At 60.1% G+C, this 22,224-nt stretch carries 23 protein-coding genes; 3 read left to right on the plus strand and 20 right to left on the minus strand.

Going from position 1 to position 22,224, the window contains the following annotated elements:
• Positions 1-2 precede the first annotated feature (2 nt).
• Together AC1Q7F_RS10045 and AC1Q7F_RS10050 are read right to left on the minus strand one after the other, a co-directional pair.
• Positions 3-281 carry a hypothetical protein gene (locus tag AC1Q7F_RS10045; protein WP_492506271.1) on the minus strand — a complete coding sequence of 93 codons (279 nt, stop codon included), beginning with the start codon at positions 279-281 and terminating at the stop codon, positions 3-5.
• 21 nt (positions 282-302) lie between these two features.
• Entirely contained in the window at positions 303-950 is a 648-nt protein-coding gene (locus AC1Q7F_RS10050; protein ID WP_492506273.1) for a pyridoxamine 5'-phosphate oxidase family protein, read from the minus strand.
• 111 nt (positions 951-1,061) lie between these two features.
• Here AC1Q7F_RS10050 and mscL point away from each other — a divergent pair, with 111 nt between their 5' ends.
• Positions 1,062-1,472 carry a large conductance mechanosensitive channel protein MscL gene (gene mscL, locus AC1Q7F_RS10055; RefSeq protein WP_492506275.1) on the plus strand — a complete coding sequence of 137 codons (411 nt, stop codon included), beginning with the start codon at positions 1,062-1,064 and terminating at the stop codon, positions 1,470-1,472.
• A gap of 19 nt (positions 1,473-1,491) precedes the next feature.
• Here mscL and AC1Q7F_RS10060 read toward each other — a convergent pair whose 3' ends face one another.
• The 5 genes from AC1Q7F_RS10060 to AC1Q7F_RS10080 form a co-directional block, all read right to left on the minus strand.
• Positions 1,492-2,301: an inositol monophosphatase family protein gene (locus AC1Q7F_RS10060; RefSeq protein ID WP_492506277.1), complete on the minus strand. Its 810-nt coding sequence runs from the start codon at positions 2,299-2,301 to the stop codon at positions 1,492-1,494.
• A complete protein-coding gene (hflX, locus tag AC1Q7F_RS10065) occupies positions 2,298-3,617 on the minus strand; it encodes a GTPase HflX (protein WP_492506278.1) in 1,320 nt (439 codons plus the stop codon). The genes AC1Q7F_RS10060 and hflX overlap by 4 nt, the downstream gene beginning before the upstream one ends.
• A gap of 1 nt (position 3,618) precedes the next feature.
• Positions 3,619-3,870, minus strand: a complete 252-nt coding sequence (hfq, locus tag AC1Q7F_RS10070) for an RNA chaperone Hfq (RefSeq protein ID WP_054167448.1) — start codon at positions 3,868-3,870, stop codon at positions 3,619-3,621.
• An 86-nt stretch (positions 3,871-3,956) separates the two neighbouring features.
• Positions 3,957-4,670: an HAD family hydrolase gene (locus AC1Q7F_RS10075; protein ID WP_492506280.1), complete on the minus strand. Its 714-nt coding sequence runs from the start codon at positions 4,668-4,670 to the stop codon at positions 3,957-3,959.
• Positions 4,667-5,536 carry a D-amino-acid transaminase gene (locus AC1Q7F_RS10080; RefSeq protein ID WP_492506282.1) on the minus strand — a complete coding sequence of 290 codons (870 nt, stop codon included), beginning with the start codon at positions 5,534-5,536 and terminating at the stop codon, positions 4,667-4,669. Before AC1Q7F_RS10080 ends, AC1Q7F_RS10075 begins: the two co-directional genes overlap by 4 nt.
• Before the next feature lie 149 nt (positions 5,537-5,685).
• Between AC1Q7F_RS10080 and AC1Q7F_RS10085 the strand changes: the two genes are divergently transcribed.
• Positions 5,686-6,225: an RBBP9/YdeN family alpha/beta hydrolase gene (locus tag AC1Q7F_RS10085; protein ID WP_492506284.1), complete on the plus strand. Its 540-nt coding sequence runs from the start codon at positions 5,686-5,688 to the stop codon at positions 6,223-6,225.
• Positions 6,226-6,291: 66 nt separating this feature from the next.
• On the opposite strand, the gene AC1Q7F_RS10090 is transcribed toward AC1Q7F_RS10085, so the two are convergent.
• The 10 genes from AC1Q7F_RS10090 to AC1Q7F_RS10135 form a co-directional block, all read right to left on the minus strand.
• Positions 6,292-7,443, minus strand: a complete 1,152-nt coding sequence (locus AC1Q7F_RS10090; RefSeq protein ID WP_492506286.1) for a reverse transcriptase family protein — start codon at positions 7,441-7,443, stop codon at positions 6,292-6,294.
• A 181-nt stretch (positions 7,444-7,624) separates the two neighbouring features.
• Positions 7,625-8,773 (minus strand): phosphoribosyltransferase-like protein, encoded by a 1,149-nt coding sequence (locus AC1Q7F_RS10095; RefSeq protein WP_492506288.1) that lies wholly within the window; start codon positions 8,771-8,773, stop codon positions 7,625-7,627.
• Between the two features lie 134 nt (positions 8,774-8,907).
• A complete protein-coding gene (gene trkA, locus AC1Q7F_RS10100; protein WP_492506290.1) occupies positions 8,908-10,284 on the minus strand; it encodes a Trk system potassium transporter TrkA in 1,377 nt (458 codons plus the stop codon).
• A gap of 13 nt (positions 10,285-10,297) precedes the next feature.
• The gene (locus AC1Q7F_RS10105; RefSeq protein ID WP_492506292.1) at positions 10,298-10,510 is read right to left on the minus strand and encodes a type II toxin-antitoxin system HicB family antitoxin; all 213 of its coding nucleotides are present in this window, start codon (positions 10,508-10,510) and stop codon (positions 10,298-10,300) included.
• Complete coding sequence (locus tag AC1Q7F_RS10110) at positions 10,507-10,749, minus strand: type II toxin-antitoxin system HicA family toxin (protein ID WP_492506294.1); 243 nt, start codon at positions 10,747-10,749, stop codon at positions 10,507-10,509. Before AC1Q7F_RS10110 ends, AC1Q7F_RS10105 begins: the two co-directional genes overlap by 4 nt.
• A 27-nt stretch (positions 10,750-10,776) precedes the next feature.
• Positions 10,777-12,180: a nitrogen assimilation response regulator NtrX gene (gene ntrX, locus AC1Q7F_RS10115; protein WP_492506296.1), complete on the minus strand. Its 1,404-nt coding sequence runs from the start codon at positions 12,178-12,180 to the stop codon at positions 10,777-10,779.
• A 6-nt stretch (positions 12,181-12,186) separates the two neighbouring features.
• Positions 12,187-14,475, minus strand: a complete 2,289-nt coding sequence (locus AC1Q7F_RS10120; RefSeq protein ID WP_492506298.1) for a sensor histidine kinase NtrY-like — start codon at positions 14,473-14,475, stop codon at positions 12,187-12,189.
• 170 nt (positions 14,476-14,645) lie between these two features.
• The gene (locus AC1Q7F_RS10125) at positions 14,646-16,730 is read right to left on the minus strand and encodes a DEAD/DEAH box helicase (RefSeq protein ID WP_492506300.1); all 2,085 of its coding nucleotides are present in this window, start codon (positions 16,728-16,730) and stop codon (positions 14,646-14,648) included.
• The gene (locus AC1Q7F_RS10130) at positions 16,727-17,578 is read right to left on the minus strand and encodes a HamA C-terminal domain-containing protein (protein ID WP_492506302.1); all 852 of its coding nucleotides are present in this window, start codon (positions 17,576-17,578) and stop codon (positions 16,727-16,729) included. The genes AC1Q7F_RS10125 and AC1Q7F_RS10130 overlap by 4 nt, the downstream gene beginning before the upstream one ends.
• Before the next feature lie 110 nt (positions 17,579-17,688).
• A complete protein-coding gene (locus AC1Q7F_RS10135) occupies positions 17,689-17,931 on the minus strand; it encodes a hypothetical protein (RefSeq protein ID WP_492506304.1) in 243 nt (80 codons plus the stop codon).
• 177 nt (positions 17,932-18,108) lie between these two features.
• Between AC1Q7F_RS10135 and AC1Q7F_RS10140 the strand changes: the two genes are divergently transcribed.
• Complete coding sequence (locus tag AC1Q7F_RS10140; RefSeq protein WP_492506306.1) at positions 18,109-18,339, plus strand: helix-turn-helix domain-containing protein; 231 nt, start codon at positions 18,109-18,111, stop codon at positions 18,337-18,339.
• Positions 18,340-18,460: 121 nt separating this feature from the next.
• On the opposite strand, the gene ntrC is transcribed toward AC1Q7F_RS10140, so the two are convergent.
• The 3 genes from ntrC to dusB are packed head-to-tail and all read right to left on the minus strand — an operon-like array spanning position 18,461 to position 22,047.
• Positions 18,461-19,909 (minus strand): nitrogen regulation protein NR(I), encoded by a 1,449-nt coding sequence (ntrC, locus tag AC1Q7F_RS10145; protein ID WP_492506308.1) that lies wholly within the window; start codon positions 19,907-19,909, stop codon positions 18,461-18,463.
• Positions 19,910-19,912: 3 nt separating this feature from the next.
• Positions 19,913-21,031, minus strand: coding sequence for a two-component system sensor histidine kinase NtrB (locus tag AC1Q7F_RS10150; protein WP_492506310.1), 1,119 nt, complete (start codon positions 21,029-21,031; stop codon positions 19,913-19,915).
• Entirely contained in the window at positions 21,031-22,047 is a 1,017-nt protein-coding gene (gene dusB / locus AC1Q7F_RS10155) for a tRNA dihydrouridine synthase DusB (protein WP_492506312.1), read from the minus strand. The genes AC1Q7F_RS10150 and dusB overlap by 1 nt, the downstream gene beginning before the upstream one ends.
• Between the last annotated feature and the right edge of the window lie 177 nt (positions 22,048-22,224).

Genomic DNA, 22,224 nt, shown 5'->3' on the forward strand with positions numbered 1-22,224 from the left:
CGTCACGCCGTCCGTTTACGCCACAGCCAGCGCACGGCCAGAATCACGATAGTGATCAACACCGCCTGGGTCAGCAGGGTGGCCAGCTGGAACAAGGGCTGCTGATCATAGTGGTGGAAATATTGCCACCAGAAGGCATTGACCGGCGTGCGCAAGGGCGCCAGCAAACCGTCCCAGGCATTGAACAGCGGGTCCGGGATTGCATCGCGCAACGCCATGGGCAGGACCAGGAACAGCAGAACGCCGATCAGCACGGCGATGAAACGCAACAGGCTCCACATCGTATCCTCACCACACAAGACTTACCAGAGCGTCCGGCGCTGGCGTTCGGGAAGGGCGGCGTCATAGGCGGGGCCGCCTTCGGCCCCATGGCTGGCCTCGTCCGTCATCTGGCCCGCCGTGGGGATGCCCGGCGGGCGGCCCTTGGCACCCTGGGCCCAGAGGTCAGCGCGGATCAGAGCGCGGGCGCATTGGAAGTAGACCTCGTCGATATCGATCCACAGGACGCAGCGCGGAAGCTGGCCCTGCATGGCCAGGCCGTCGCACAGGTCGGGATCGATGCTGATGGCGGCGCGGCCATTGATGCGCAGGCATTCATTGACGCCGGGGATCAGGAACATGCAGGCCACGCGCGGATCGGCCACGATGTTGCGCAGACTATCGATGCGGTTATTGCCGCGGCGGTCTGGGACCAGCAGGGTACGGTCGTCGCGGATGGTGACGGCCGTGCCGGCATCCCCGCGCGGCGAGACGTCCAGGCCGGCCGGACCGACGCTACCCAGCGCGAAGAAGGGGGATGCGGCGATCCAGGCACGGTAGCTGCCGGTCAGATGGTCCGTCACCTTGGCCAGCGATGGCGCGCCGGGCGGGCCGTACAAAGCTTCCAGGACTGCGATGTCGGTGACCAGACCGGGTGGGGACGGGCGGACAAGGGGCATGGACGACGGCATCGATTGTTCCTTTCCATTCATGCCACGATGGAAGATGCTGCTTTTCCAGGCAAGGGCCATGGGGGCCGCTTGGTTTGTCGTGCGATCGCACTTTATGGGAACGGGGAACCCATGCTGAACGAATTCAAGACTTTCATCAGCCGCGGCAATGTCGTCGATCTGGCTGTCGGTATCATCATCGGCGCCGCGTTCACGGCCATCGTCACCTCGCTGGTCAACGATATCCTGATGCCACCCATCGGCTATCTCATGGGCGGCATCGATTTTTCCGACTATTTCATCAGCCTGTCGGGCGGGGAATACGCGACCTTGAAGGCCGCCAAGGACGCGGGCGCCACGACCCTGAATTATGGCCTGTTCATCAATGCCATCATCAAGTTCTTCATCGTGGCCTGGGCCGTGTTCATCCTGGTCAAGCAGGTGAACCGCTTCAAGAAGAAGGAAGATGCCAAGCCGGTGGAGCCGACAAAGAGCGAATTGCTGTTGACCGAGATCCGCGACCTGTTGAAGGCGAAGGGGTGAGCAGGAGCCGAAGCCCCCTTCACATCTGCGGAAACAGCAACCGCCGCAAATCCGTCCACGTCTCCTCGTCGCCGGCCAGCAGGATGCCGCCGGTGATGTCGCCGGGGCCGTAAGCGCTGCCATCCAGCTTGGCGACCACGCCGCCGGCCTCCGCATAGGCCAGGGCGCCGGCGGCGTGGTCCCAGGGCATTGTGCGGTTGTAAAGGGCGAACTGGCCCTGGCCGGTCAGCAGGTTCAGATATTCGTGCGCGGCGCAGAACAGGCGATAGGTGGAGGCGAAGTGCGGGCGCAACGTCTCCAGCCGCTTCTTCTCATCCGCACCGAAGAACTTAGTGGAGAGCGAGCCGCGCAGCCCCGGCAGCGGACCACCGGGCCGGGCCGTCAGGCGCTCACCCGCCATCCAGGCACCCTGCCCGCGTTCGGCGATGGCCATGCGGTTGCCGATCGGATCATAGATCCAACCGGCCACCGTCTGACCGCCCACGGCCAGGGCCAGCAGCACCGCGAAGATGGGGCGGCCATTGGCGAAATTGGCGGTGCCGTCCACGGGATCGATGATCCAGACGGGATCGGTGCCCGCCGTGATGCGTGACAGGATCGCTGGATCGGCGGCACACGCCTCCTCTCCCACCACCAACGATCCGGGCAGCAGATGGGCGAGGCGGGCCGTCAGGACGCGTTCGGCCGCCTCATCCGCGATGGTGACGAAATCGCCGGGCGATTTCTCGCGGATGTCGCCTTTGGCCAGGGCACGGAAGCGCGGCACGATCTCCGTCGCCGCCACGTCACGGACGATGGCGGCGACCGTTTCCGGATCGGGCAGGCTCATGACGCGAAGGCGTGTTCGCGCACGCGATAGGGAAAGCGGTCCTGGAAACGCGCCAGATCGGCCGGATCCAGACCCACACGCAGATGCGCCTGCCTCTCGTCATCCTCGCGCGCCAGCACCTCCCCCTTGCCATAGAGCCACGCAATGGCGGCACCATCGGTGACGTCGATATCGACCTCCACCACCTCCCGCCCCGCCACCATGCGGCGGTCGATGGCATCGAACAGGGTGTCGAGCCCGTCACCGGTCAGGGCGGAGATGGCGATACCGCCATTGCGCCGCGCCTGGCGCAGCAGGGTCTGCTGATCCTCCTCGCCCAGCCGGTCCAGCTTGTTCAGGACCTCCATCACCCGCTCGTCACTGTCGATCTCGATGCCCAGGCCCTTCAGAACCGACTCCACGTCGGCCTTCTGCGCCTCGGTATCGGGGTGGGAGACGTCGCGAACATGCAGGATGATGTCGGCGGCCATCACCTCTTCCAACGTGGCGCGGAACGCCTCCACCAGGCCGTGCGGCAGGTCGGAGATGAAGCCCACCGTGTCGGACAGAATGATCTTGCGGTTGGACGGCAGCATGATCGACCGCATGGTCGGGTCCAACGTCGCGAACAGCAGATCCTTGGCGAAGACATCCGCCCCGGCCATGCGGTTGAACAAGGTGGACTTGCCGGCATTGGTGTAGCCGACCAGGGCCACCACGGGATAAGGCACCTTCTCGCGTGCCTTGCGGTGCAGGCCACGGGTGCGGCGCACCTCCTCCAGTTCACCCTTCAGCTTGACGATGCGGTCGCTGATCAGCCGGCGATCCATTTCGATCTGGCTTTCGCCGGGACCACCCAGGAAGCCGAAGCCGCCGCGCTGCCGTTCCAGGTGGGTCCAGGACCGGACGAGGCGGGAGCGCTGATAGGTCAGGGCCGCCAGTTCCACCTGCAGCTGGCCTTCGCGCGTGCGGGCGCGCTTGCCGAAGATTTCCAGAATCAGGCCGGTACGGTCGATGACCTTGGCCTTCCAGTCGCGTTCCAGGTTGCGCTGCTGAATGGGGGTCAGCGGCTGGTCGACGATGACCAGACCGATTTCCGCCTCCTTCAGCAGGACAGCCACCTCCTCCACCGCGCCGGTCCCCAAAAGGGTGGCGGGGCGCGGGCGGGCGACGCGGATGGCGCGGGCATAGACGACGTCAAGCTCGATGGCGGCAGCCAGACCCACCGCCTCTTCAAGGCGGCTTTCCGGGTCGCGGGCGTCGTTCCGGTCCTCAGGCAGGACCGGATGCAGGACGAGGGCGCGGGTGGGTGACCCGCGTCCCTCGTTATTACTCAACTCAGTCGTGGTCGGTCTCCTTGGCCGGCGGGTCGAACAGCTGGATCGGATGCGCCGGCATCACGGTCGAAATGGCGTGCTTGTAGACGAGCTGCGAATGCGCGTCGCGGCGCAGCAGCACGGAGAAATTGTCGAACCAGGTGATGATGCCCTGCAGCTTCACACCGTTGACCAGGAACACGGTCACCGGGGTCTTGCTCTTGCGGACATGATTCAGGAACACATCCTGAACATTCTGGGATTTTTCTGACATTGGAGCAGCCTCGCTTATGCTCAGGTTATTGGGGCACCCATCCAACGGGGGCCCAAGTTTGCGTAAGATATCCGACAATCAGCCTTTCAGCCAACAGTGCGGATATCCGTCGATATGGTAGCAGCAATCCTGGCCGCCAAGGATGAAATCGCCGCACACCCCTCTAGACATAGCGCGGGGGGAAAACGGCCTAGGCCATCGCCGACATGCGGCGTGTCACCGACCAGGATGGGGGTCAGGCCGGTGCGATGCGCGATTTCCATATCCACATCCGCATCGCCCACGAACCAGATATCCGGGCCGGGCTCGAACCCCATGGGCCTCAGCGCCAGATGCACGGGTGCGGGGTCGGGCTTGTCCGCCACCGCATCGGTGGCGCCCACAAGCGCGTCGAACAACGGCGCCCAGCCCAGCATCTCTGCCTCGGCACGCAGAAAGCGGCCGGTCTTGTTGGAGACGACCCCCAGCCGGATGCCAGAGCCATGCAGGGTGCGCAGCATCTCCTCCGCACCGGCCAGCACGTCGGTGTGGGTCAGGTGATTGGCTTCGAAATGCCCATAGAAGATGTCGCGGGCCTGGGGCCATTCATCCCCGAAAATCTCCGGAAAGCTGTCGCGTAGGGACTTGCGGATGCGGCCATAGCTTTCCTCCAGCGTCCATTCCGGCTTGCCAAAGGCGCGCAGCGCCGCGTTGACGGAGGCATGGACGCAGCGCCAGTTGCTGATCAGGGTATTATCCCAGTCGAACAGCACGGCGCGGGGCAGACGGTCGAAGGGCGGCTTCAGGATATCGATTGTCACGTGATGCTCACGGGGTCCGGGGTGCCGATATGGTCCATGTAGGCCTGACGCAGGCGGCCGGCCAGCGGGCCGGGCATGCCATCACCGATGGCATGCCCGTCGATACGCGTCACGGCCAAGGCGAAGGTGCTGGCGCTGGAGATGAAGGCCTCGCGCCCTGCCAGAGCCTCGGCCACCGTGAAGGGCCGTTCCTCAAACGCGATTCCCAGGTCTCGGGCACAGTCCAGCAGCGACAGGCGGGTGATGCCGTTCAGAATGTCGTGGCTGGGCTGACGGGTGACCAGGGTACCGTCAGCCGTGACGATCCAGGCGTTGGACGAACAGCCCTCCGTCACATAGCCATCGGGATCGACCATCCAGCCCTCAAAAGCCCCGGCCTCGAACGCCTTCTGCTTGCCCAGGACCTGTGGCAGCAGGGAGACGGATTTGATGTCGCGGCGCAGCCAGCGGATGTCGGGCATGGTGATCACGGCCACGCCCTTTTCCAACAGCGATGCCGGCTGGAACGCGGTACGGCGGCAGGTCAGGACCAGCGAGGGGGCGGGTTCCTTGGGAAAGCGGAAATCGCGCGGTGCCACGCCGCGCGTGATCTGGATATAGAGCAGGGCATTGCCGGCGCAGTTGCGGCGCACGACCTCACGCATAATGAAGCGCAGGGTCGCCGGCTTCACGGGCCAGGGGATCGACAATTCCTGCATCGACCGCGCCAGACGGGCCAGGTGCCCGTCAGTATCCGCCAGCTTACCGCCGACCACTGTCACCACCTCATAGACACCGTCGGCGAACTGGAAACCGCGATCCTCGATATGGATCGAGGCGTCACCATGGGGAAGGTAGCGGCCATTGACATAGGCGATGCGGGGCATGGGATCGTTCCGCCGGTGGAAGCTGGGCCAAAGGTGTCGCGCGGGGCGCCATGCGCGGTCAAGGGGCGGAATTGCACCCATTGCGCTTGTGCTTGAACGGACACGGCCTTTTGCTGGGGACGTGATGTCGCAGGGGCGGGAGTGGGGATATGCGGGGGCTGGCCATCATTCCGGGTATCGGCAATTCCGGGGAGGTGCATTGGCAGACGCGGTGGGAACGGACGCTGCCGGCTGCCCGGCGGTTGGAAGTGCCCGACTGGGACCGGCCAGATCTGGGCGACTGGATCGCGGGGCTGGACCGGCTGGTGGCCGGGTTCGGGGCACCACCGCTCCTGGTGGCGCATAGTTTGGGTTGCCTGCTGGTGGCGCACTGGGCCGGTCGGGCACCCGTCGCCGGCGCCCTGCTGGTCGCCCCGCCCGACCCGGCGGCACCGGCCTTTCCGGTGGAGGCAGCGGGGTTTGGGCCGATACCCCGGCGCCCCCTGCCCTTTCCCGCCATCATGGTGGCCAGCAGCGACGATCCCTATGGCGGCATGGCGCATGCCAAAGGATTGGCGGCGGCCTGGGGCGCGGAACTGGTCGTGGCCGGTGCGCTGGGGCACATCAACGGGGCCAGCGGGTTGGGTGACTGGGAATGGGGGCGGCAGGTGCTGAGGCGCATCAACGAAGCGGCACGCGCTATAATATGACATGATATACGATGTAATCGTCGGCAGCCAAACATCGCGCCTCGCCCAGACACCAGCCGGCGACCGTCAGGTCGTCAGCGACCATTTCTCCTTCGCCAAGGCAGCTTCGAACCGAGTACGAAGGGGATCAGCGAAGGCAGGCTCAATGTATTGGGCAAACCGGATCAAGCCACCAATGTGATGGATCATCCCCGTTGTCGCATCGAAGCCTCGCGTCTCAGCATGACGCGCGATTCCAAACTTTTCGATCCCACGAACATGGTCTGCGATCCGCGAGCGGAGGTCAGGCGGCAACCTAGGCATTGCCCTATCAACGAGCAGACCAAGAACAACCTTTCGTCCACCAGGGGGTACAATGGAGATCTTTCTCTCGTGGAGCCGAAAACGGTGTTGCGCGAGAATATCTCTAACCCGATTTACCAACGCCTCGGCCTTCGCGCGGCGAAACGTATTCGACGGCCCTGAGAAAGTTAGATCATCGGAGTATCGTGTAAAGACAAGGCCCTCAGATCGAGCAAGGTCCGTTAGCGCTAAGTCAAGCCTTTTACAGACGAGATTGGAGAGCATAGGGCTGGTCGGTGCGCCCTGCGGCAGATAACCAGTCAACCGCCGACGATACGTATCGACCCCTCGAGTTTGAGAATTAGGGACTGACCGCTCATTCGTCTTATTGGCGGGAGGATTGAGCCACGGCCGAGTGCAGAGCCTTGCAAGTTCGAATGAGACCAGAGGCTGATAGCCTATCTCTCGAAACACTCGATAGACACTTCGTTCAGGGATACTCTCAAAGAAATCGTGTATATCAAGCTTCAGCAGCCAGCCCGCACCGGCGTGTTGTTCCGCGCATTTAAGGATTGAACTATGCGGCGCATACGCATAGCTACTACTGTGAACCGGCTGACGCTTTAATATCTCACGAACAATCCATCGTTGAATAGCCATCAAGCGATGCTCTGGAACCGCAATTCTACGGCCGCCACCACTACGCTTTGAAATTCGGAATTCGCGGTAATGTTCGCCGCCCTGGCTAGCAATGAGGCTGCGAAGATAAGTGTATTTCTCATCTATCCGATGAGCCAAATGTTTCAAAGTCAAGATAGCCGGAGCGTTATTCCGCTCCGGCGGTAGGGCTTGGGTCAACGCATTGTCGATAACTGCATCAGGCAAACCACGTGAACGCGCTTCTTGCCTGTACTTGTGGGGCGAGACAATAATCATCCACTTTGACTCGAAGATGGGCCGTGGCGGAACGAAGCTGCCCAGTCCTCGTCGGAAGCTGGCTTCGTTTCGCCAAGGCCGATCAATGCGATGGCTATTCCCAGGCGAAGCGCAACGCGCCAGCCCGCCCCGAGAACCCCGAGGCTTGGACCGACCTTACGGCCGGCAGGAAGCTGGGTGATCATCGCCCCGCCCTCAAGTGCTGAGGATAGTACGGATTCTGGCTATTAGGCAACACACGGATTGCTTGCTCAGCACGCCAATGACGTAATTCCACTAAGCCGCGATCGGTCAGCTTGAGCTGAGCACTTGCAATCCCCAGATCTTGAGCTAGTTTTAATAAAGATGCTACCTCAGCTAGGCTGAGATCAAGGGCTTCTGCGATAACGTCTGTCTTACGTACACGGTGACCGAGTAAGTTAATGACTGCGCCGAGGCGGCGTGCGCCTTCGCTGCCGGCCATAGGCTCGCGTGGCGGTGTTGGTGCCATTGTGAACAAACGCAACAGGTCACTCGGTACCGCCTTGCCCTCGAAGAGGCTATTCCACTCACCACCGGCTCTCCAGAACACATAGGGCAGATTGTTCGGAGCAGTTTGCTCGAAGGCGATTAAAGCCCGACTCTGCCGAAAGCCCAGTGCCATACTCTTTCGACTACCGGGTGCATAGGTTTCGCAGAGTGCTTCTACATCAGCAAGTTGCTCAGGCGACCATGCCTGAGTCGCGAACGTCGGGCAAGGACGCACAATGTGAACGTGGTCAGCACCGAAGCGACGCCTCAGAAGTGTCGCTGCGCGGGCAGTCGCGGAATAGAGCGCCACGTGGAACCGAATTTTACCCGACGAAGCCCAACTGCGAATGGTCGAGTGGCGACGGAGTGCGCTGTCGAAATCCAGCAAGCGTTTCCCGGAGCCGGAAAAATCATCGACCAACAAGATTGAACGCACCTTATGCTCACGGAGCATGGCTAGATCAAAACGGTCAACCATCAGGTTCCCAACTGACGGAAGACGTTTGACGCCAGTAATTATATTACCGACCACAGCTTCGCTGCCCGGCAAGGAATGATCAAATAGGGGATATATGCCATCGCGTCCCGCTTCATGTGCGGACTCATCTTCGGGCACTTCGCGCGATGGAAAAGCTGCAATGGGATTAGGCAATTTTTCGACTAGACCCTTCACCAACTCGCCCAGTTCACGACGAAGATCAGTCGAACTAACTAGTTTTAAACTGTTTACAAGCAACGCGGCTGTGTCTCTCTCTGGCTCGGGAAAGTTCGATAGCCACGTCGCGACACGGGGATGGGAAATACGCCCAATTGCACTCATTGGCACAAAGCTCCCGAAACTCTACACAATCCATATTGATATAGTAGTAATTTGATGAATCAACTATCATTTGCCGGTAGGAAAACTGTCATGATGCCGCTATAGTGACCATTTGATGATCGGCGTCACAAGCATCAGAAGAATTCCAGCCGCACGGCGAACATCTTCTCCACTTTCTTCACCTGCCCCACCTCGGCCAGGATGATGACCCGGTCGTTGGGTTTGATCACCGTACTGGGGCGCGGAATGATCACCTTGCCGGCGCGCACGATAGCGCCGACGATGATGCCGGCAGGCAGGCGGATATCCTTCAGCGGCGTGTTGATCAGGGTGGAGGTTTCCAGGGCTTCTGCCTCGATCACCTCGGCGAAATTCTCGCGAAGCGAGTGCACGGCCTTAATGCGGCCGCGGCGCACATGCTGAAGGATGGAGGACACGGTGATGGAGCGCGGGCTGACCACCGCGTCGATGCCCAGCGGCAGGACCAGCGGCTGGTATGTGGTCTTGTTGATCAGGGTGATGGCGCGTTTGCAGCCATTGCGTTTGGCCAGAAGGCTGGCCAGGATATTGCCCTCGTCGCTGTTCGATACCGCCACCACGGTTTCAGAGGCGCCGACATTGGCCTCCTCCAGGATGGCGGGGTCCAGGGCGTCGCCATGCAGGACCATGGTGCGTTTCAGCTTCTGCGCCACATGGGTGGCGCGGCGGCGGTCGACCTCGATAATGCGGGCCGACACGCCGGGCTGGTTCTGCTCGATCTCCTCCGCCAGGCACAGGCCAATATTGCCGCCACCGACGATGATCACACGCCGCGCCTGCCGCTCCTCATGCCCGAAGGCGGCCATGGCGCGGGCAACATGGTTCGTATCGGCAACGAAATAAACCTCGTCACCGGGCAGCATCTGGTCATTGCCGCCGGGGATGAACTGCCGGTCGCCGCGGATGATGGCCACCACCTCGATCGCCAGATCGGGGAACAGGCCCGTCAGCTGGCGCAGCGGCGTGTTGATGATGGGGCAGTTCTGGGAACAGACGACGCCGATCACCTTCACCAGCCCGTCGGCCAGCGGGATCATGTCGAAGGCGCCCGGCACCTCCAGCCGTCGCGAAACGGCCCGCGCCACCTCGATCTCCGGCGAGATGATGACGTCGATGGGCAGGTGCTCTCGGCTGAACAGGTCACGCCAGATGGGCTGCAGGTAGGATTGGTGGCGTACCCGGGCGATCTTGGTCGGCACGCTGAACAGGCTGGCCGCCACCTGGCAGGCCACCATGTTCACCTCATCCGCCAGGGTCACGGCGATCAGCATGTCGGCATCCGCCGCCCCCGCCGCCTCCAGCACATTGGGGTGGGAGGCGAAGCCGACCATGGCCTGGACGTCCAGCGTGTCGCTGATCTTCTGGATCAGTTCGGGCGACTGGTCGATGACGGTGACATGGTTGCCCTCCGACGCCAGATATTTGGCGATGTTCGACCCAACCTGGCCCGCGCCGCAGACGATGACTTTCATGAATCTTACCCTGTCAGGCGGCGGATTGAGGGCGGTAGGTGGGTGCGGGAATGGGGCGGTTACGTTCCGTGGCGACTTCCAGCCAAAGGTCCACGGCGGTCTGCACTTCCCTCACCGCTTCTTCCGGCGTCGAGCCATGGGCCGAGCAAAAGCGCAGGTCAGGGACATCGGCGATCCAACAAGCGTCTTCGTCAGACCAGAACACATTGATGTGATAGTGATTCATCGCCGAATTTCCTTCCCCAGATCATACTCACGCACAACCTGAGCAACTTGCCTGGCCTGATAAGCCTTGGCTTGCCCACTATGGTCCGGCTGCAGGTTTAGTTCCTGACCGATGCCGGGATGGTCCAGCATATGATGAGAACCACCAATGCGCACTAGTTCGAATCCCATGCATTCGAGCATATGGATCAGGTCGCGGAGGGAAATATTGGCCATCTCACCACTCAAGATGCGGCTCAACAGCTTTTCCGGCCTGACCATCCCGCTTCACTCCACCAGCTTCAGCCCGTTCTTGTCCGAGCCATGCACGCCCAGCGATTTCAGCTTGCGGTGCAGGGCCGAGCGTTCCATGCCCACGAAGCTGGCGGTGCGGGAGATGTTACCGCCGAAGCGGGTGACCTGGGCCAGCAGGTACTCGCGCTCGAACACCTCGCGCGCCTCGCGGAGCGGCAGGCCCATGATCTCTCCGCCCTTCTCCCATTTCAGGACCGTCGGCGTGATGGCGCCGATCTCCGGCGGCAGCATGTCGGCGCGGATGGCCTCGGTCGGGTCGCCGGCCACCATGATCAGCAACCATTCCACCGTGTTGCGCAGCTGGCGGATATTGCCGGGCCAGTCATAGGCCTGCAACGCCGCCATCGCATCCTCCCCGAAGATGCGTATGGGCAATCCTGCGGTTTCCGCCGTGCGCTGCATGAAATGGCGGGCCAACATGGGAATGTCCTCCCGCCGTTCCCTGAGCGGCGGCATCTTCAGCGGCACCACCGACAGGCGGTAGAACAGATCCTGGCGGAAACGGCCCAGCTCGATCTCCGCCGTCAGGTCGCGGTTGGTGGACGCGATGACACGCACATCCACCTCCACGCGCGAGGTGCCGCCCACCCGCTCGAACGTCTGTTCCTGCAGCACGCGCACGATCTTGCCCTGGGTTTCCAGCGGCATGTCCGCCACTTCGTCCAGGAACAGGGTGCCGCCATGGGCCTGTTCAAAGGTGCCGACCTTGCGGCCACCACCCTCGAACCCATGTTCGGTGCCGAACAGTTCCACCTCCAGCCGGTCCGGCCGCATGGTGGCGCAGTTCAGGGCCACGAACGGGCCGTCATGGCGGCGCGACTTGGCGTGCAGCATGCGGGCCACCACCTCCTTGCCGCTGCCGGGCGGGCCGGAGATCAGGACGCGGCTGCCGGTGGGGGCCACCTTCTCCACCGAATGGCGCAGCTGGTTCACGGGCAGCGACCGGCCGATCAGGTCGAAATCGGCGCCCACCCGCACCCGCAGCTCGCGGTTCTCGCGCCGCAGCCGTGCCGCCTCGATGGCGCGTTCGACCAGCAGCAGCAGGCGGTCGGCCTTGAACGGCTTTTCGATGAAGTCATAGGCGCCGGCCTTGATGGCGGCCACCGCCGTCTCGATATTGCCATGGCCGGAAATCATCACCACCGGCACATCGGGGTGGTCGCGCTTCAGCTCGGCCAGCACCTGCAGCCCGTCCAGCCGGCTGCCCTGCAGCCAGATATCCTGGATGACCAGGCTGGGCCGTCGGGCGGCCACGGCGGCCAGGGCCTGGTCGCTATCCGCCGCCTCCCGCGTCTTCATGCCCTCATCCTCCAGGATGCCGGCAATCAGCATGCGGATATCCGCCTCGTCATCGACGATCAGAATGTCGTGCGCCATGTCTTCTCAACCCCTCCGCGCGTCGGCGGTGTTCATATCCGGAATGACCGCGGCCGTGGGCGCGATGTTGCGCGGCAGGACCAGTGTGACACGGGCGCCACCGCCCGGCCGGTCCTCCAGCAGCAGCGCGCCGCCATGGTCTTCCATGATCTTCTTCACGATGGCGAGGCCAAGGCCCGTGCCCTTGGCCCGCGTGGTCACATAGGGCTCGGTCAGCCGGTCACGTTCCTCCGTGGTCGGCAGTCCCTTGCCATTATCCTCAACCGCCAGCAGCACCCGTTCATCCTCTACCCGGATGCGGGCCGTGATTTCTCCGGGCACTTTTTGCGTGCCTTCGGGCATATCCTCCAACCGGCCTTCGATGGATTCGCCGGCATTTTTCAACAGATTGGTCAGCGCCTGCCCGATCTGCCGGCTGTCGCAGGTCAGCACCAGGGGGGCATCCGGTATGTCGCACTGGAACCGGATGGATGGATAGGCACTGGCCTGGAGCAGCACCGATTGCCGCGTCAAATCCTGCATGGCCGTCGGTTTCATCACCGGCTGCGGCATGCGGGCGAAGGCGGAGAATTCATCCACCATGCGGCCGATATCATCGACATGGCGCACGATCGTATCGGTCATGGCCTTGAACGTGTCGGGATCGCTGGTGATTTCCTTCAGATATTTGCGGCGCAGCCGTTCCGCCGACAGTTGGATGGGCGTCAGCGGGTTCTTGATCTCATGCGCGATGCGCCGGGCCACATCGGCCCAGGCCGCCTTGCGCTGTGCCGACAGCAGTTCCGACACATCGTCGAAGGTGACGACATAGCCCTTGACCTCGCCCGCCACCATTTCGGCGGCCACGCGCACCAGCAGGGTCTTCTGCTGGCCGCCGCGGCGGATCTGCACCTGGCCTTCCATCTGCCGCCCGGCACGCCGGCGGATATTGCCCATCAACTCGTCCAGCTCCGGCACCACCTCCAGCAGGTCGCGCCCGATCAGCGAGGACGGGTCGCCCACCGACAGCAGGTTGGCGGCCGACAGGTTGGGCAGGTTGATCACCCCGTTCTGGTCCAGGCCCAGCACCCCGGCCGACACGCCGGTCAGCACCGCCTCCGTAAACCGCCGCCGCAGGTCCAGCTGACGGTTGGCCTCCACCAGTTCAGAGCGCTGGCTTTCCAACTGGCTGGTCATGCGGTTGAAGGCACGCGACAGGGTGACCAGCTCATCCTCCGGCTCCAGCCCGCTATCGGGCACACGGGCCGTCAGATCGCCGGCGCGGATACGCTCGGCCGCCGCGATCAGGGAGGAGATGGGGGCCACCAGATATGTCGCGAAATTCAGGCCCAGCCAGATGGCGGCCAGCAGCAGCAGCACGGCCACGCCCACGAAGATCACCGCCATGCGGGTCTGCAGCGCAAACCGCTGCTCCTCCATATGGCGATATTCCTGCACCGCACTCTGCGTCACATCCATATGTTCCAGCACCCGGCTTTCCACGGGCCGGCCGATGAACAGGAACCGGTCGAAATCCTGATCCAGCAGGACGATGGCGTTCACGCGGTTGCCGCCCTCGCTGACGATCAGCACCACGTCGCCCTTGCGGGCCCGCTCCAGATCCTCGGCATGGACGGTGGTGAAGTCGAAGGCGAAACCCAGGCCGAACACGGCCGTCACCTGCCCCGTGCCGTCGAAGATCACCGCCTCCGTCACATTGCGCATCAGCGCCTGGGACTGGAAATACTGACGGAAGCGCGGCGGGTCCCAATAGATGTTGAGCGGCAGGCGGGCCAGATCGTTGCGCATCACCTCCGCATCGCGCGACAGGGTCTGCTGATGTTCCTTCAGATAGCCTTCGGCCACCGCCAGGCTTTCATCCACCACCAGCCGCACACGGTCGGAAAACCAGCTCTGCAGGCCGACATAGAAGAACAGGGCAGAGAAGATGGCCATGATGATGGCCGGCGCCACCGCCAGGATGGAGAACACGGCCACCAGCCGCATATGCAGGCGCGACGCCGCCAACCCCTGGCGCCGTTCCACCCACAAAGCAACGATCCGCCGCGCCACCACCGCCCCCAACAGCAGCAGCAGCACGCCATCCAGCGTCAGCAGCAGCATCAGGGTGTTCTGATCAACGGCGACGGGCAGCGTCTCCGTCAGGGCCGCATAGGTGGCAGCCCCGGCGGCGATGGCCGCGATGATCAGCAGCACACCGGCCATGGTGGACAGATGCCGCCCCCGCGACCAGCGCACGATGCGCCGCCAGAGCCCGTCGGTGCGGGGCGTGATGCCGGGTGCCGTTGCCGTCATGCGGGGCCACCGGCGAAGAGGAATGTGTCTGACGATCCGGAACGGGGCAAAGCGGCTGCCTTGGGCTGACGGGGCCTGTGAGGCGATACTGTTACCAGAAAGCTACACAGGACGCCAGCCCGCAACGTGATAAAGCTGCAACAGGGTGTGGTTGGGGAATGCAAAGGCATTTATGGAAGCGCGTCTTTTATCCACTGACGCTCCATGGGAGTAAGCGGTGCCTTGTCGTTCATTGCTGCGAACCTAAGCTTATCCTCCAATGACATCACGGTATCTTCCGTTTTAAAAAACCTTTCAGAAATTTGAATTGGAACCCCTCGCTCCTCAACTATCTTGAGCGGTTCAGGGCGAAACCACCGCGGCATTTCTGCCAATAATAGTGAATAGTCAACCTGATACTCCGGCCGAAATTGCTTGACGAACACCTCCAAAATGGCAAAATATTCTACTAAACTAAACTCCAAACTACGTAAAAATTTGAAAATATTATCAATTATTTGTTCATCACCTAGGTATGTTCCGGAATACCATTTATAGAAACCCTTCATTGTTTTACTTCTGCGCAAACGATTGATAAAATGAGCCATTTGTTTTGGCGACTTACATCCAAACGATTGAACGTTCTTAACGCTACATATAACCCTACAACCCGCCCAGATGTTCTCATAGGAAGGCATAGCACTCCAGAGCAAGGAATCATTTGTACGCAATGCCTCCTTAACAGTGCTTCTCAACGATATCAGGTTGCTGATACCTAGTGTCGAAAAACGTCTTAAGGTTTCGGCCTCCAAACCAACCCGATCCGCTATTTGGAATATTCTTTCATTGACAGATTCTGTCACGTCGTCAGTGTCCATATGAACTACGAACTCGTCCGGCGCGCTATCTGGATCACTGAACAGGGGAGCACTTACCTCGACGTCCTTTTGATCTGGAGGCTCGTGGAACAGGTAGACTTGCCCAACATGATGCTGACCAAGTCGCCCAGCACGACCCTTGATGTTCGAATAAGTAAAGAAATCATATGGACGACTTCTAATTGATTTATCATATATTAAAACTGATTTTGCAGCCGTATTTACTCCTTCAATAAGAGTGGACGTGCATATCAAAAGAGGAATTTTTCTTTGATTGAATAATGTCACAAATCTAGAAGCTAATGCGCGTGGTATTTTGCCATGATGAACTCCTATACCCACAGCTACCGCTTTGCTTAATGCCCATTGCCTGCCATAGTTTTCCGCCATCCACTGGGATAACAGTGAACCATTCGCAAGCCTCACGCCTCCTTCAACCATATCTCGGGCCATCTGATTCGCACGGTCGGGAGCCGAAACAAAAACTAACGCTGGCCAGTTTGACCTTCTAGCAACCTCTTGAAATAATCGCATATCTTTATCTTCTACGTCTTTCAGGTCAATAGTATCAACGGCAACAGTTGAAAATCTTGTCTTCAGAAACTTGAAATCCCATCGACTATCTTGTGCTGATATGACTTTATCGATATTTGGCCCGAGAAAAAAGAACTGGCGAGCAACATTCAGCAATTTATAAACGGCAGCATTAAGGGTCGCCGACCTGTCATCTTGCCTATTTGGATCAAGCTTATAAAACTCATCAACAACTACTAAATCTAAAACCCCTAGGTCCTTACGATTTATAAGTCGCTCTTGAGTACCAAGAAATACTATGCGATCTTTGGCGGATTTTTCCGAATGATGCATCAATATATCAAATCTGTCACCAAATCTCTTGACAAGCCTCCGGCGAAACTCATCAAGTAGAGCTATAGTTGGAAGAACAATGGCGACGCGACGAAATCTATCATTCAATAAAAGAGCATCAATTAAAATACTCTTCCCGAAACTAGTCGGTGCACTTAATATCAAATTTCTTCCATCTACCAAAGCTTTTAATGCAATAATTTGTTCTTTATGCAAAGTGATTCCCAAGTTAGGAATTGTTGCCCTCTCAGCAGCAATCTCTTCACTAGCAGAAGCATATGATCGATTGATATAGTTCAATAGACCAACTGATCTAGCAAGAGCGCTGAATATTTCACGAAAGGAGCTTAACTCTGCGCGTTTTGACATTAAATCTGCAAGCCTAGGAACAACAGAAAGGAGAATAGGATCATCATGCTCGGCGCCCTGAATTCGCAAAGAGGCCTGCTGAATAATTGAGAAAACCTCTCCTTTGAGATGAAATTCATCCCTCAAAGAAAGTTCAGTCCAATTTATATTTTCCAATATCATTGAAAACCCTTTAATCTTCTATCAAATTCCTGCACTAAAGATTTTTTACTCAAGAGCGGAACATATATAAGAAGGAATTTAATATCTGCCTTCAATCCGCTTTTTTCCAACCTAGCTTTAATCATATCAATTTCTCCCATACATCCTTTAGTATACGCTTCAGTGTGCTCCTTGGATTCCTTGACTGCCTTGCTGTCCGAGAAAATACCAATAACAAAAACAGCACTTTTTAGCAAGGTGTCGAGACTTTCCTGAGAACTGAATATCTTCGCAATCTCATCATATCTCGGCGTAGTCTTCGGTATCTGTGGCCCCAATAAAGCTTTCTGGTTGATAAGAAAACCAGCTTCAATATGTGCCATTACAGATTTAATAGCATCACCAATCGCTGCCTGGCTTGACCGGTATAATTTTGACTCCCCCAACCAAATTTGAATAGCACCATCCCGTTTAAAATGGGCATGCACCATATCAAACGCCTTAACTACATCATTTGATGATGATTTATAAAATACACGTGAAGACAATGGTATTGTTGAAAAAAAATCCCTACATATGGCGTGAAGTGCAATCTCCCCCACCTCGCCTCTAGATTCATATTTTGGACTAGTATATACTCTAATAGCAGCTTGATTTAATTTTTCAAGAATGTTTCCGTGATCAACTCTTAATTCTTCTTCTGGGAGAGCATAATCTGGCAGCCACTCCGCTAGATGATAAGCAAAACGGTCATTACGCCACACTCCGAGTTCAAAGCCGGCGCAGTATATCCGCCCCGCGATGTTCTGTTTTACGTCCTCATGAAGCTTGGTAAGAAAGCGTTTGGGTTTGATGTCATAAACACTCAATTTTTTTCCTCCTTGCTCCCCGACAAGGTAGGCATAAGTTGGTCGAGTTGGCCACGAATTCTGTTCAGAAAATAACCTACTGCACACAATCCTAAAGCGTTGCACCCCTCCTATCTCTTCTCCACCATTCCATCTCTCACACTCTCGGCCAGCATATAGGTCGTGACCGCGAAGTTATTATTGATGTTCAGATCAGCGCGCAGTCGGGCGCAAAGGGTCGTCAGTTTGGCGGCGATGTCTGCTTGGGTCAGGCTGGGTTCCCTGGCCAAGCGGCGAATGAGGCTTTCGCGCTGGTCCAGAAGTTCACCGAACGCCTGTTCCCCTGGCTTGTCTTCGGGGCGGTCAGGGTGCAACTGATGGTCACGTCCAGCAGTGAATTCAGCAGGCCACGGATCACAGGGGAGTAGTCGTCCATGGAATTCCTCCAAGGGCGTTGGATTGATGGTGTAGTTTGGTACGAATTGGGCAAAATATGACGGATAGACGGGCTGCCGTCAACGACTTTTAGTAAAAAATTTGGCCAAAAGAAAATGAACATCGATCAATGTCGGGCAGCCCGTGCCCTGCTCAATATCTCCCAGGACGAACTGGCGAAGCGAAGCAACGTGTCCATTGGCACGATCAAGGATTGGGAGCGCGGGAAGCGCACCCCGATGCAACGAACGTTGGACGATCTGAAGCGGACGCTGGAGGAGATGGGGATCGTGTTTGCCCAGGACGAGGCCGGGTATGGCGTATGGCGTCCAGCGCCAAAGCCGTAGGTCAGGTCGAGGCGTGAGCCGAGCCCTGACGGACAAGGCTTTCAATCCAATGCTGTCAGGGCTCGCCTTCGGCTCGACCTGACCTACGGGTGGCTTGGCTGGCGGGGGATGATGGGGGCTGTTACTTCAACCCCCGCACCACCTGTATATCCAAATCCCTGATCTTCTTGCGCAGCGTATTGCGGTTCAGCCCCAGCATATGCGCCGCCTTGATCTGGTTGCCGCGTGTCGCTGTGAGCGACAGCGACAGCAGGGGCCGTTCGACCTCCCGCAAAATCCGGTCATAGAGCCCCGCCGCCGGGATGCCGTCCTTGTGGGCGGCGAAATATTCGCGCAGGTGGCGTTCGACCGCCGCCGACAGGCCTTCGTTCACCGGTTCCTGCACGGGGGCTGCGGCCGGGTTGGCTTCGGCCAGTTCGGTGTCGATGACGTCGAGGCTGATCACCTCCTGCGAGTACAGCGCCGCCAGACGCTGGACCATGTTTTCCAGCTCGCGCACGTTGCCGGGCCAGCGGTAGCGCTTCAGCCGGTCCATGGCAGCATTGTCCACCGTCTTGGCGGGCAATCCCTGCTGGGCGGCCTGGTTCAGGAAATGGCGGACCAGGGCCGGCACATCCTCCGTGCGCTCCCGAAGGGGCGGCAGGCGGATGGGCACGACGTTGAGGCGGTAGAACAGATCCTCGCGGAACAGGCCCTGACGGATCAGGGTGCGCAGGTCGCGGTGGGTGGCGGCGACGATGCGCACGTCGGTCTTGATGGGCGTGCGCCCGCCGACGGTCGTGTATTCGCCCTCCTGCAACACACGCAGCAGGCGGGTCTGCGCCTCCAGCGGCATATCGCCGATTTCGTCCAGGAACAGGGTGCCGCCCTGCGCCTGCTCAAACCGGCCCGTTGAGCGCATGGTGGCACCGGTGAAGGCGCCCTTCTCATGGCCGAACAGCTCGGACTCGATGAGTTCGCGCGGGATGGCCGCCATGTTGATGGCCACGAACGGGCCGCCCCGGCGCTTGCCGTAATCGTGCAGGGCGCGGGCCACCAGTTCCTTGCCCGTCCCGCTCTCGCCCGTGATCATCACGGTCAGGTCGGTGCCCATCAGGCGGGCCAGGACGCGGTAGATTTCCTGCATTGCCGGGGAGCGGCCGATCAGGGGCAGCGCCTCCTCCTCCGCATCCTCGACGGGCGCGGGGGTGGCGGGGGACGAGGTGGCGGGAACCGACAGGGCCTTCTGCACGATGGCCATCAGGTCCTTCAGGTCGAAGGGCTTGGGCAGATAGTCGAACGCCCCCCGCTCCGCCGCCTTCACCGCCGTCAGCAGGGTGTTCTGCGCGCTCATCACGATGATGCGCAGGTCCGGCCGCAGCTTCTTGATGCGCGGTACCAGATCAAGCCCGTTCTCGTCCGGCATCACTACATCGGTGATGACCAGATCGCCCTCCCCCTCCTGCACCCACCGCCACAGGGTGGCGGCATTGCCGGTGGTCTTCACCTCATGTCCCAGGCGGGCCAGGGCCTGGGTCAACACCGTCCGAATGGCCCTGTCATCATCCGCAACAAGAATAGTTGCGCCCATTTTTTAGGCACCCTCTCCGTGGCCATGCTGATCGGTAACCGGCAGGGAAACCTTGAAGATCGTGCGCCGCGGCACGGACTCAAAGTCGATGACCCCACCATGATCACCGATGATCTTGGCCACCAATGCAAGACCCAGGCCGGTTCCGTTCATCTTCGTCGTGACGAACGGATCGAACAGGTTGGCGCGGATATCCTCCGGGATGCCCGGCCCGTTATCGCCCACGCAGACCAGCAGCGGCAGCTGCATGCGGCTGTCCGATCCGGACACCGCCAGGCGCACGCCATGCTGATAGGATGTGGTCAGCAGGATTTCCCCACCCTGTTCCGGACAGGCTTCCGCCGCGTTCTTCACCAGGTTCAAGAACACCTGCACCAACTGGTCGCGGCTGCCCAGCACGGGCGGCAGGGAGGGGTCGTACTTCTCGACAAAGCGGATATGGCGGGCAAAGCCGGTCTGGGCGATGCGGCGCACATGTTCCAGCACCGCATGGATGTTCACCGCCTGCCGTTCCAGCGGCCGGCCATCGGTGAACACTTCCATCCGGTCAACGAGCGCCACGATACGGTCCGCCTCGTCACAGATCAGGCGGGTCAGGATCTGGTCATCCTCGCTGGCATTCTCCTCCAGCAGCTGCGCGGCGCCGCGGATGCCCGATAGCGGGTTCTTCACCTCATGCGCCAGCATGGCGGCCATGGCGACCACGGAGCGGGCGGCCCCGCGATGGTTCAACTGCTTGTCGATGCGGCGCGCGATGGAACGTTCATGGATGGTCAGCACCACAAAATCCGGCGGGTCGCCCAGGGGGGCCGCCTGCATGGTCACCGAATGCGGGCCGATGCGGGCGGTTTCCACCGAGACACCATACTCGCATACCGTGGCATGGGTGGCGCGGGCCTGGTCCAGCAGCGCCAGGACGGGGCTGTCTTCCGGGATCAGCTCCGTCAGTTTCGTGCCCAGCACACGGGTGGCCGAAACGTCGAAGAATTCCTGGGCTTCCAGGTTGATGAAACGGATCAGCCCCTCGCCATCGACCACCATCACGGGGTCGGGCAAGGCGGCCAGGATGGAGGTCGGGTCGATGTCCGCGCCGATGCGGCGGGCCGGGGGCATCCGCGCCATCAGGCGGCGATCCGCTCGGTGGTGCCACGGTCCAGTGCCGCGGAATAGAAGGCGACAATCTGCTGCTTCATCTGTTCCGGGTCCTCACTGGTCATGATCTGATTGCGGTAGTCGGCCGACCCGTTCATGCCCTTGGAATACCAGGCGACATGCTTGCGGGCGATCTTGAGGCCGGCATCCACGCCGTAATGGGCCAGGATGGCGTCGTAATGTTCCAGCACCGTCTGCATCTGCTCGGCCAGCGGCGGGTCGGGCAGCTTCACGCCCGTGCGCAGGTAATGCATGACCTGGGCGATGAACCAGGGGCGGCCATAGGTGCCGCGCCCGATCATGATGCCGTCGGCGCCGGATTCCTCCAGGCAGCGCACGGCATCCTCGAAACTGTTGATGTCGCCATTGGCGATGACGGGGATGTTCACGGCCTCCTTCACCTCACGGATGAATTTCCAATCGGCGGTGCCGTTATACATCTGGCAACGGGTGCGGCCATGCACGGTCAGCATCTTGATGCCGCATTCTTCCGCGATGCGGGCCATGTTGGGGGCGTTCAGGTTGTTGGCGTCCCAGCCCTTGCGCATCTTCATCGTCACCGGAAGGGAAACGGCCTTCACCGTCGCCTCCATGATGCGGCCGGCCAGCAGCTCGTCCTTCATCAGGGCGGAACCGGCGAAGCCATTCACCACCTTTTTCACCGGGCAGCCGAAATTGATGTCGATGATATGGGCGCCGCGATCGGCGTTCAGTTTCGCCGCCTCCCCCATCACCTCGGGCTCACACCCCGCCAGCTGCATGGAAATCGGCGCCTCGTCCAGGTGCCATTCGGTCTTCAGCAGGCTTTCGCGGGTGGCGCGGATCATGGCCTGGCTGGCGATCATTTCGGACACGACCAGCCCCGCCCCCGTGCGCTTCACCAGCCGGCGATAGGGCATGTCGGTGACGCCGGACAGCGGTGCCAGGATCACCGGATCATCGATACGCACAGAACCAATGTGAAGGGGGGCAAGCGGCTTGACCATGGGGACTGGAACCTTGAACCTGGGTCCGGAATTTGCACATTAAGAAGGCAATTTCAACGGATGCATCAAATTTAGGCACTGAGCTTAACACAGGCCGGGAAAAACACAATATTCTCCACCGCATGGCGGTTTTCGCCTGAAGGCAGAGCCGTCGACCTGAACCGAAGGCGGAGCCGT

The organism is Niveispirillum sp. GW835-FHT14G11, assembly GCF_058793615.1.

Coding starts and splice junctions, on each gene's coding strand:
- AC1Q7F_RS10125 (WP_492506300.1), bottom strand. CDS start 16,730: ATGATATTGGAAAATATAAATTGGACTGAACTTTCTTTGAGGGATGAA.
- trkA (WP_492506290.1), bottom strand. CDS start 10,284: ATGAAAGTCATCGTCTGCGGCGCGGGCCAGGTTGGGTCGAACATCGCC.
- mscL (WP_492506275.1), top strand. CDS start 1,062: ATGCTGAACGAATTCAAGACTTTCATCAGCCGCGGCAATGTCGTCGAT.
- ntrX (WP_492506296.1), bottom strand. CDS start 12,180: ATGGCGCACGACATTCTGATCGTCGATGACGAGGCGGATATCCGCATG.
- ntrC (WP_492506308.1), bottom strand. CDS start 19,909: ATGGGCGCAACTATTCTTGTTGCGGATGATGACAGGGCCATTCGGACG.
- AC1Q7F_RS10090 (WP_492506286.1), bottom strand. CDS start 7,443: ATGATTATTGTCTCGCCCCACAAGTACAGGCAAGAAGCGCGTTCACGT.
- AC1Q7F_RS10095 (WP_492506288.1), bottom strand. CDS start 8,773: ATGAGTGCAATTGGGCGTATTTCCCATCCCCGTGTCGCGACGTGGCTA.
- dusB (WP_492506312.1), bottom strand. CDS start 22,047: ATGGTCAAGCCGCTTGCCCCCCTTCACATTGGTTCTGTGCGTATCGAT.
- AC1Q7F_RS10150 (WP_492506310.1), bottom strand. CDS start 21,031: ATGGCGCGGATGCCCCCGGCCCGCCGCATCGGCGCGGACATCGACCCG.
- AC1Q7F_RS10140 (WP_492506306.1), top strand. CDS start 18,109: ATGAACATCGATCAATGTCGGGCAGCCCGTGCCCTGCTCAATATCTCC.
- AC1Q7F_RS10120 (WP_492506298.1), bottom strand. CDS start 14,475: ATGACGGCAACGGCACCCGGCATCACGCCCCGCACCGACGGGCTCTGG.
- AC1Q7F_RS10085 (WP_492506284.1), top strand. CDS start 5,686: ATGCGGGGGCTGGCCATCATTCCGGGTATCGGCAATTCCGGGGAGGTG.
- AC1Q7F_RS10045 (WP_492506271.1), bottom strand. CDS start 281: ATGTGGAGCCTGTTGCGTTTCATCGCCGTGCTGATCGGCGTTCTGCTG.
- AC1Q7F_RS10105 (WP_492506292.1), bottom strand. CDS start 10,510: ATGAATCACTATCACATCAATGTGTTCTGGTCTGACGAAGACGCTTGT.
- AC1Q7F_RS10080 (WP_492506282.1), bottom strand. CDS start 5,536: ATGCCCCGCATCGCCTATGTCAATGGCCGCTACCTTCCCCATGGTGAC.
- hfq (WP_054167448.1), bottom strand. CDS start 3,870: ATGTCAGAAAAATCCCAGAATGTTCAGGATGTGTTCCTGAATCATGTC.
- AC1Q7F_RS10050 (WP_492506273.1), bottom strand. CDS start 950: ATGCCGTCGTCCATGCCCCTTGTCCGCCCGTCCCCACCCGGTCTGGTC.
- AC1Q7F_RS10060 (WP_492506277.1), bottom strand. CDS start 2,301: ATGAGCCTGCCCGATCCGGAAACGGTCGCCGCCATCGTCCGTGACGTG.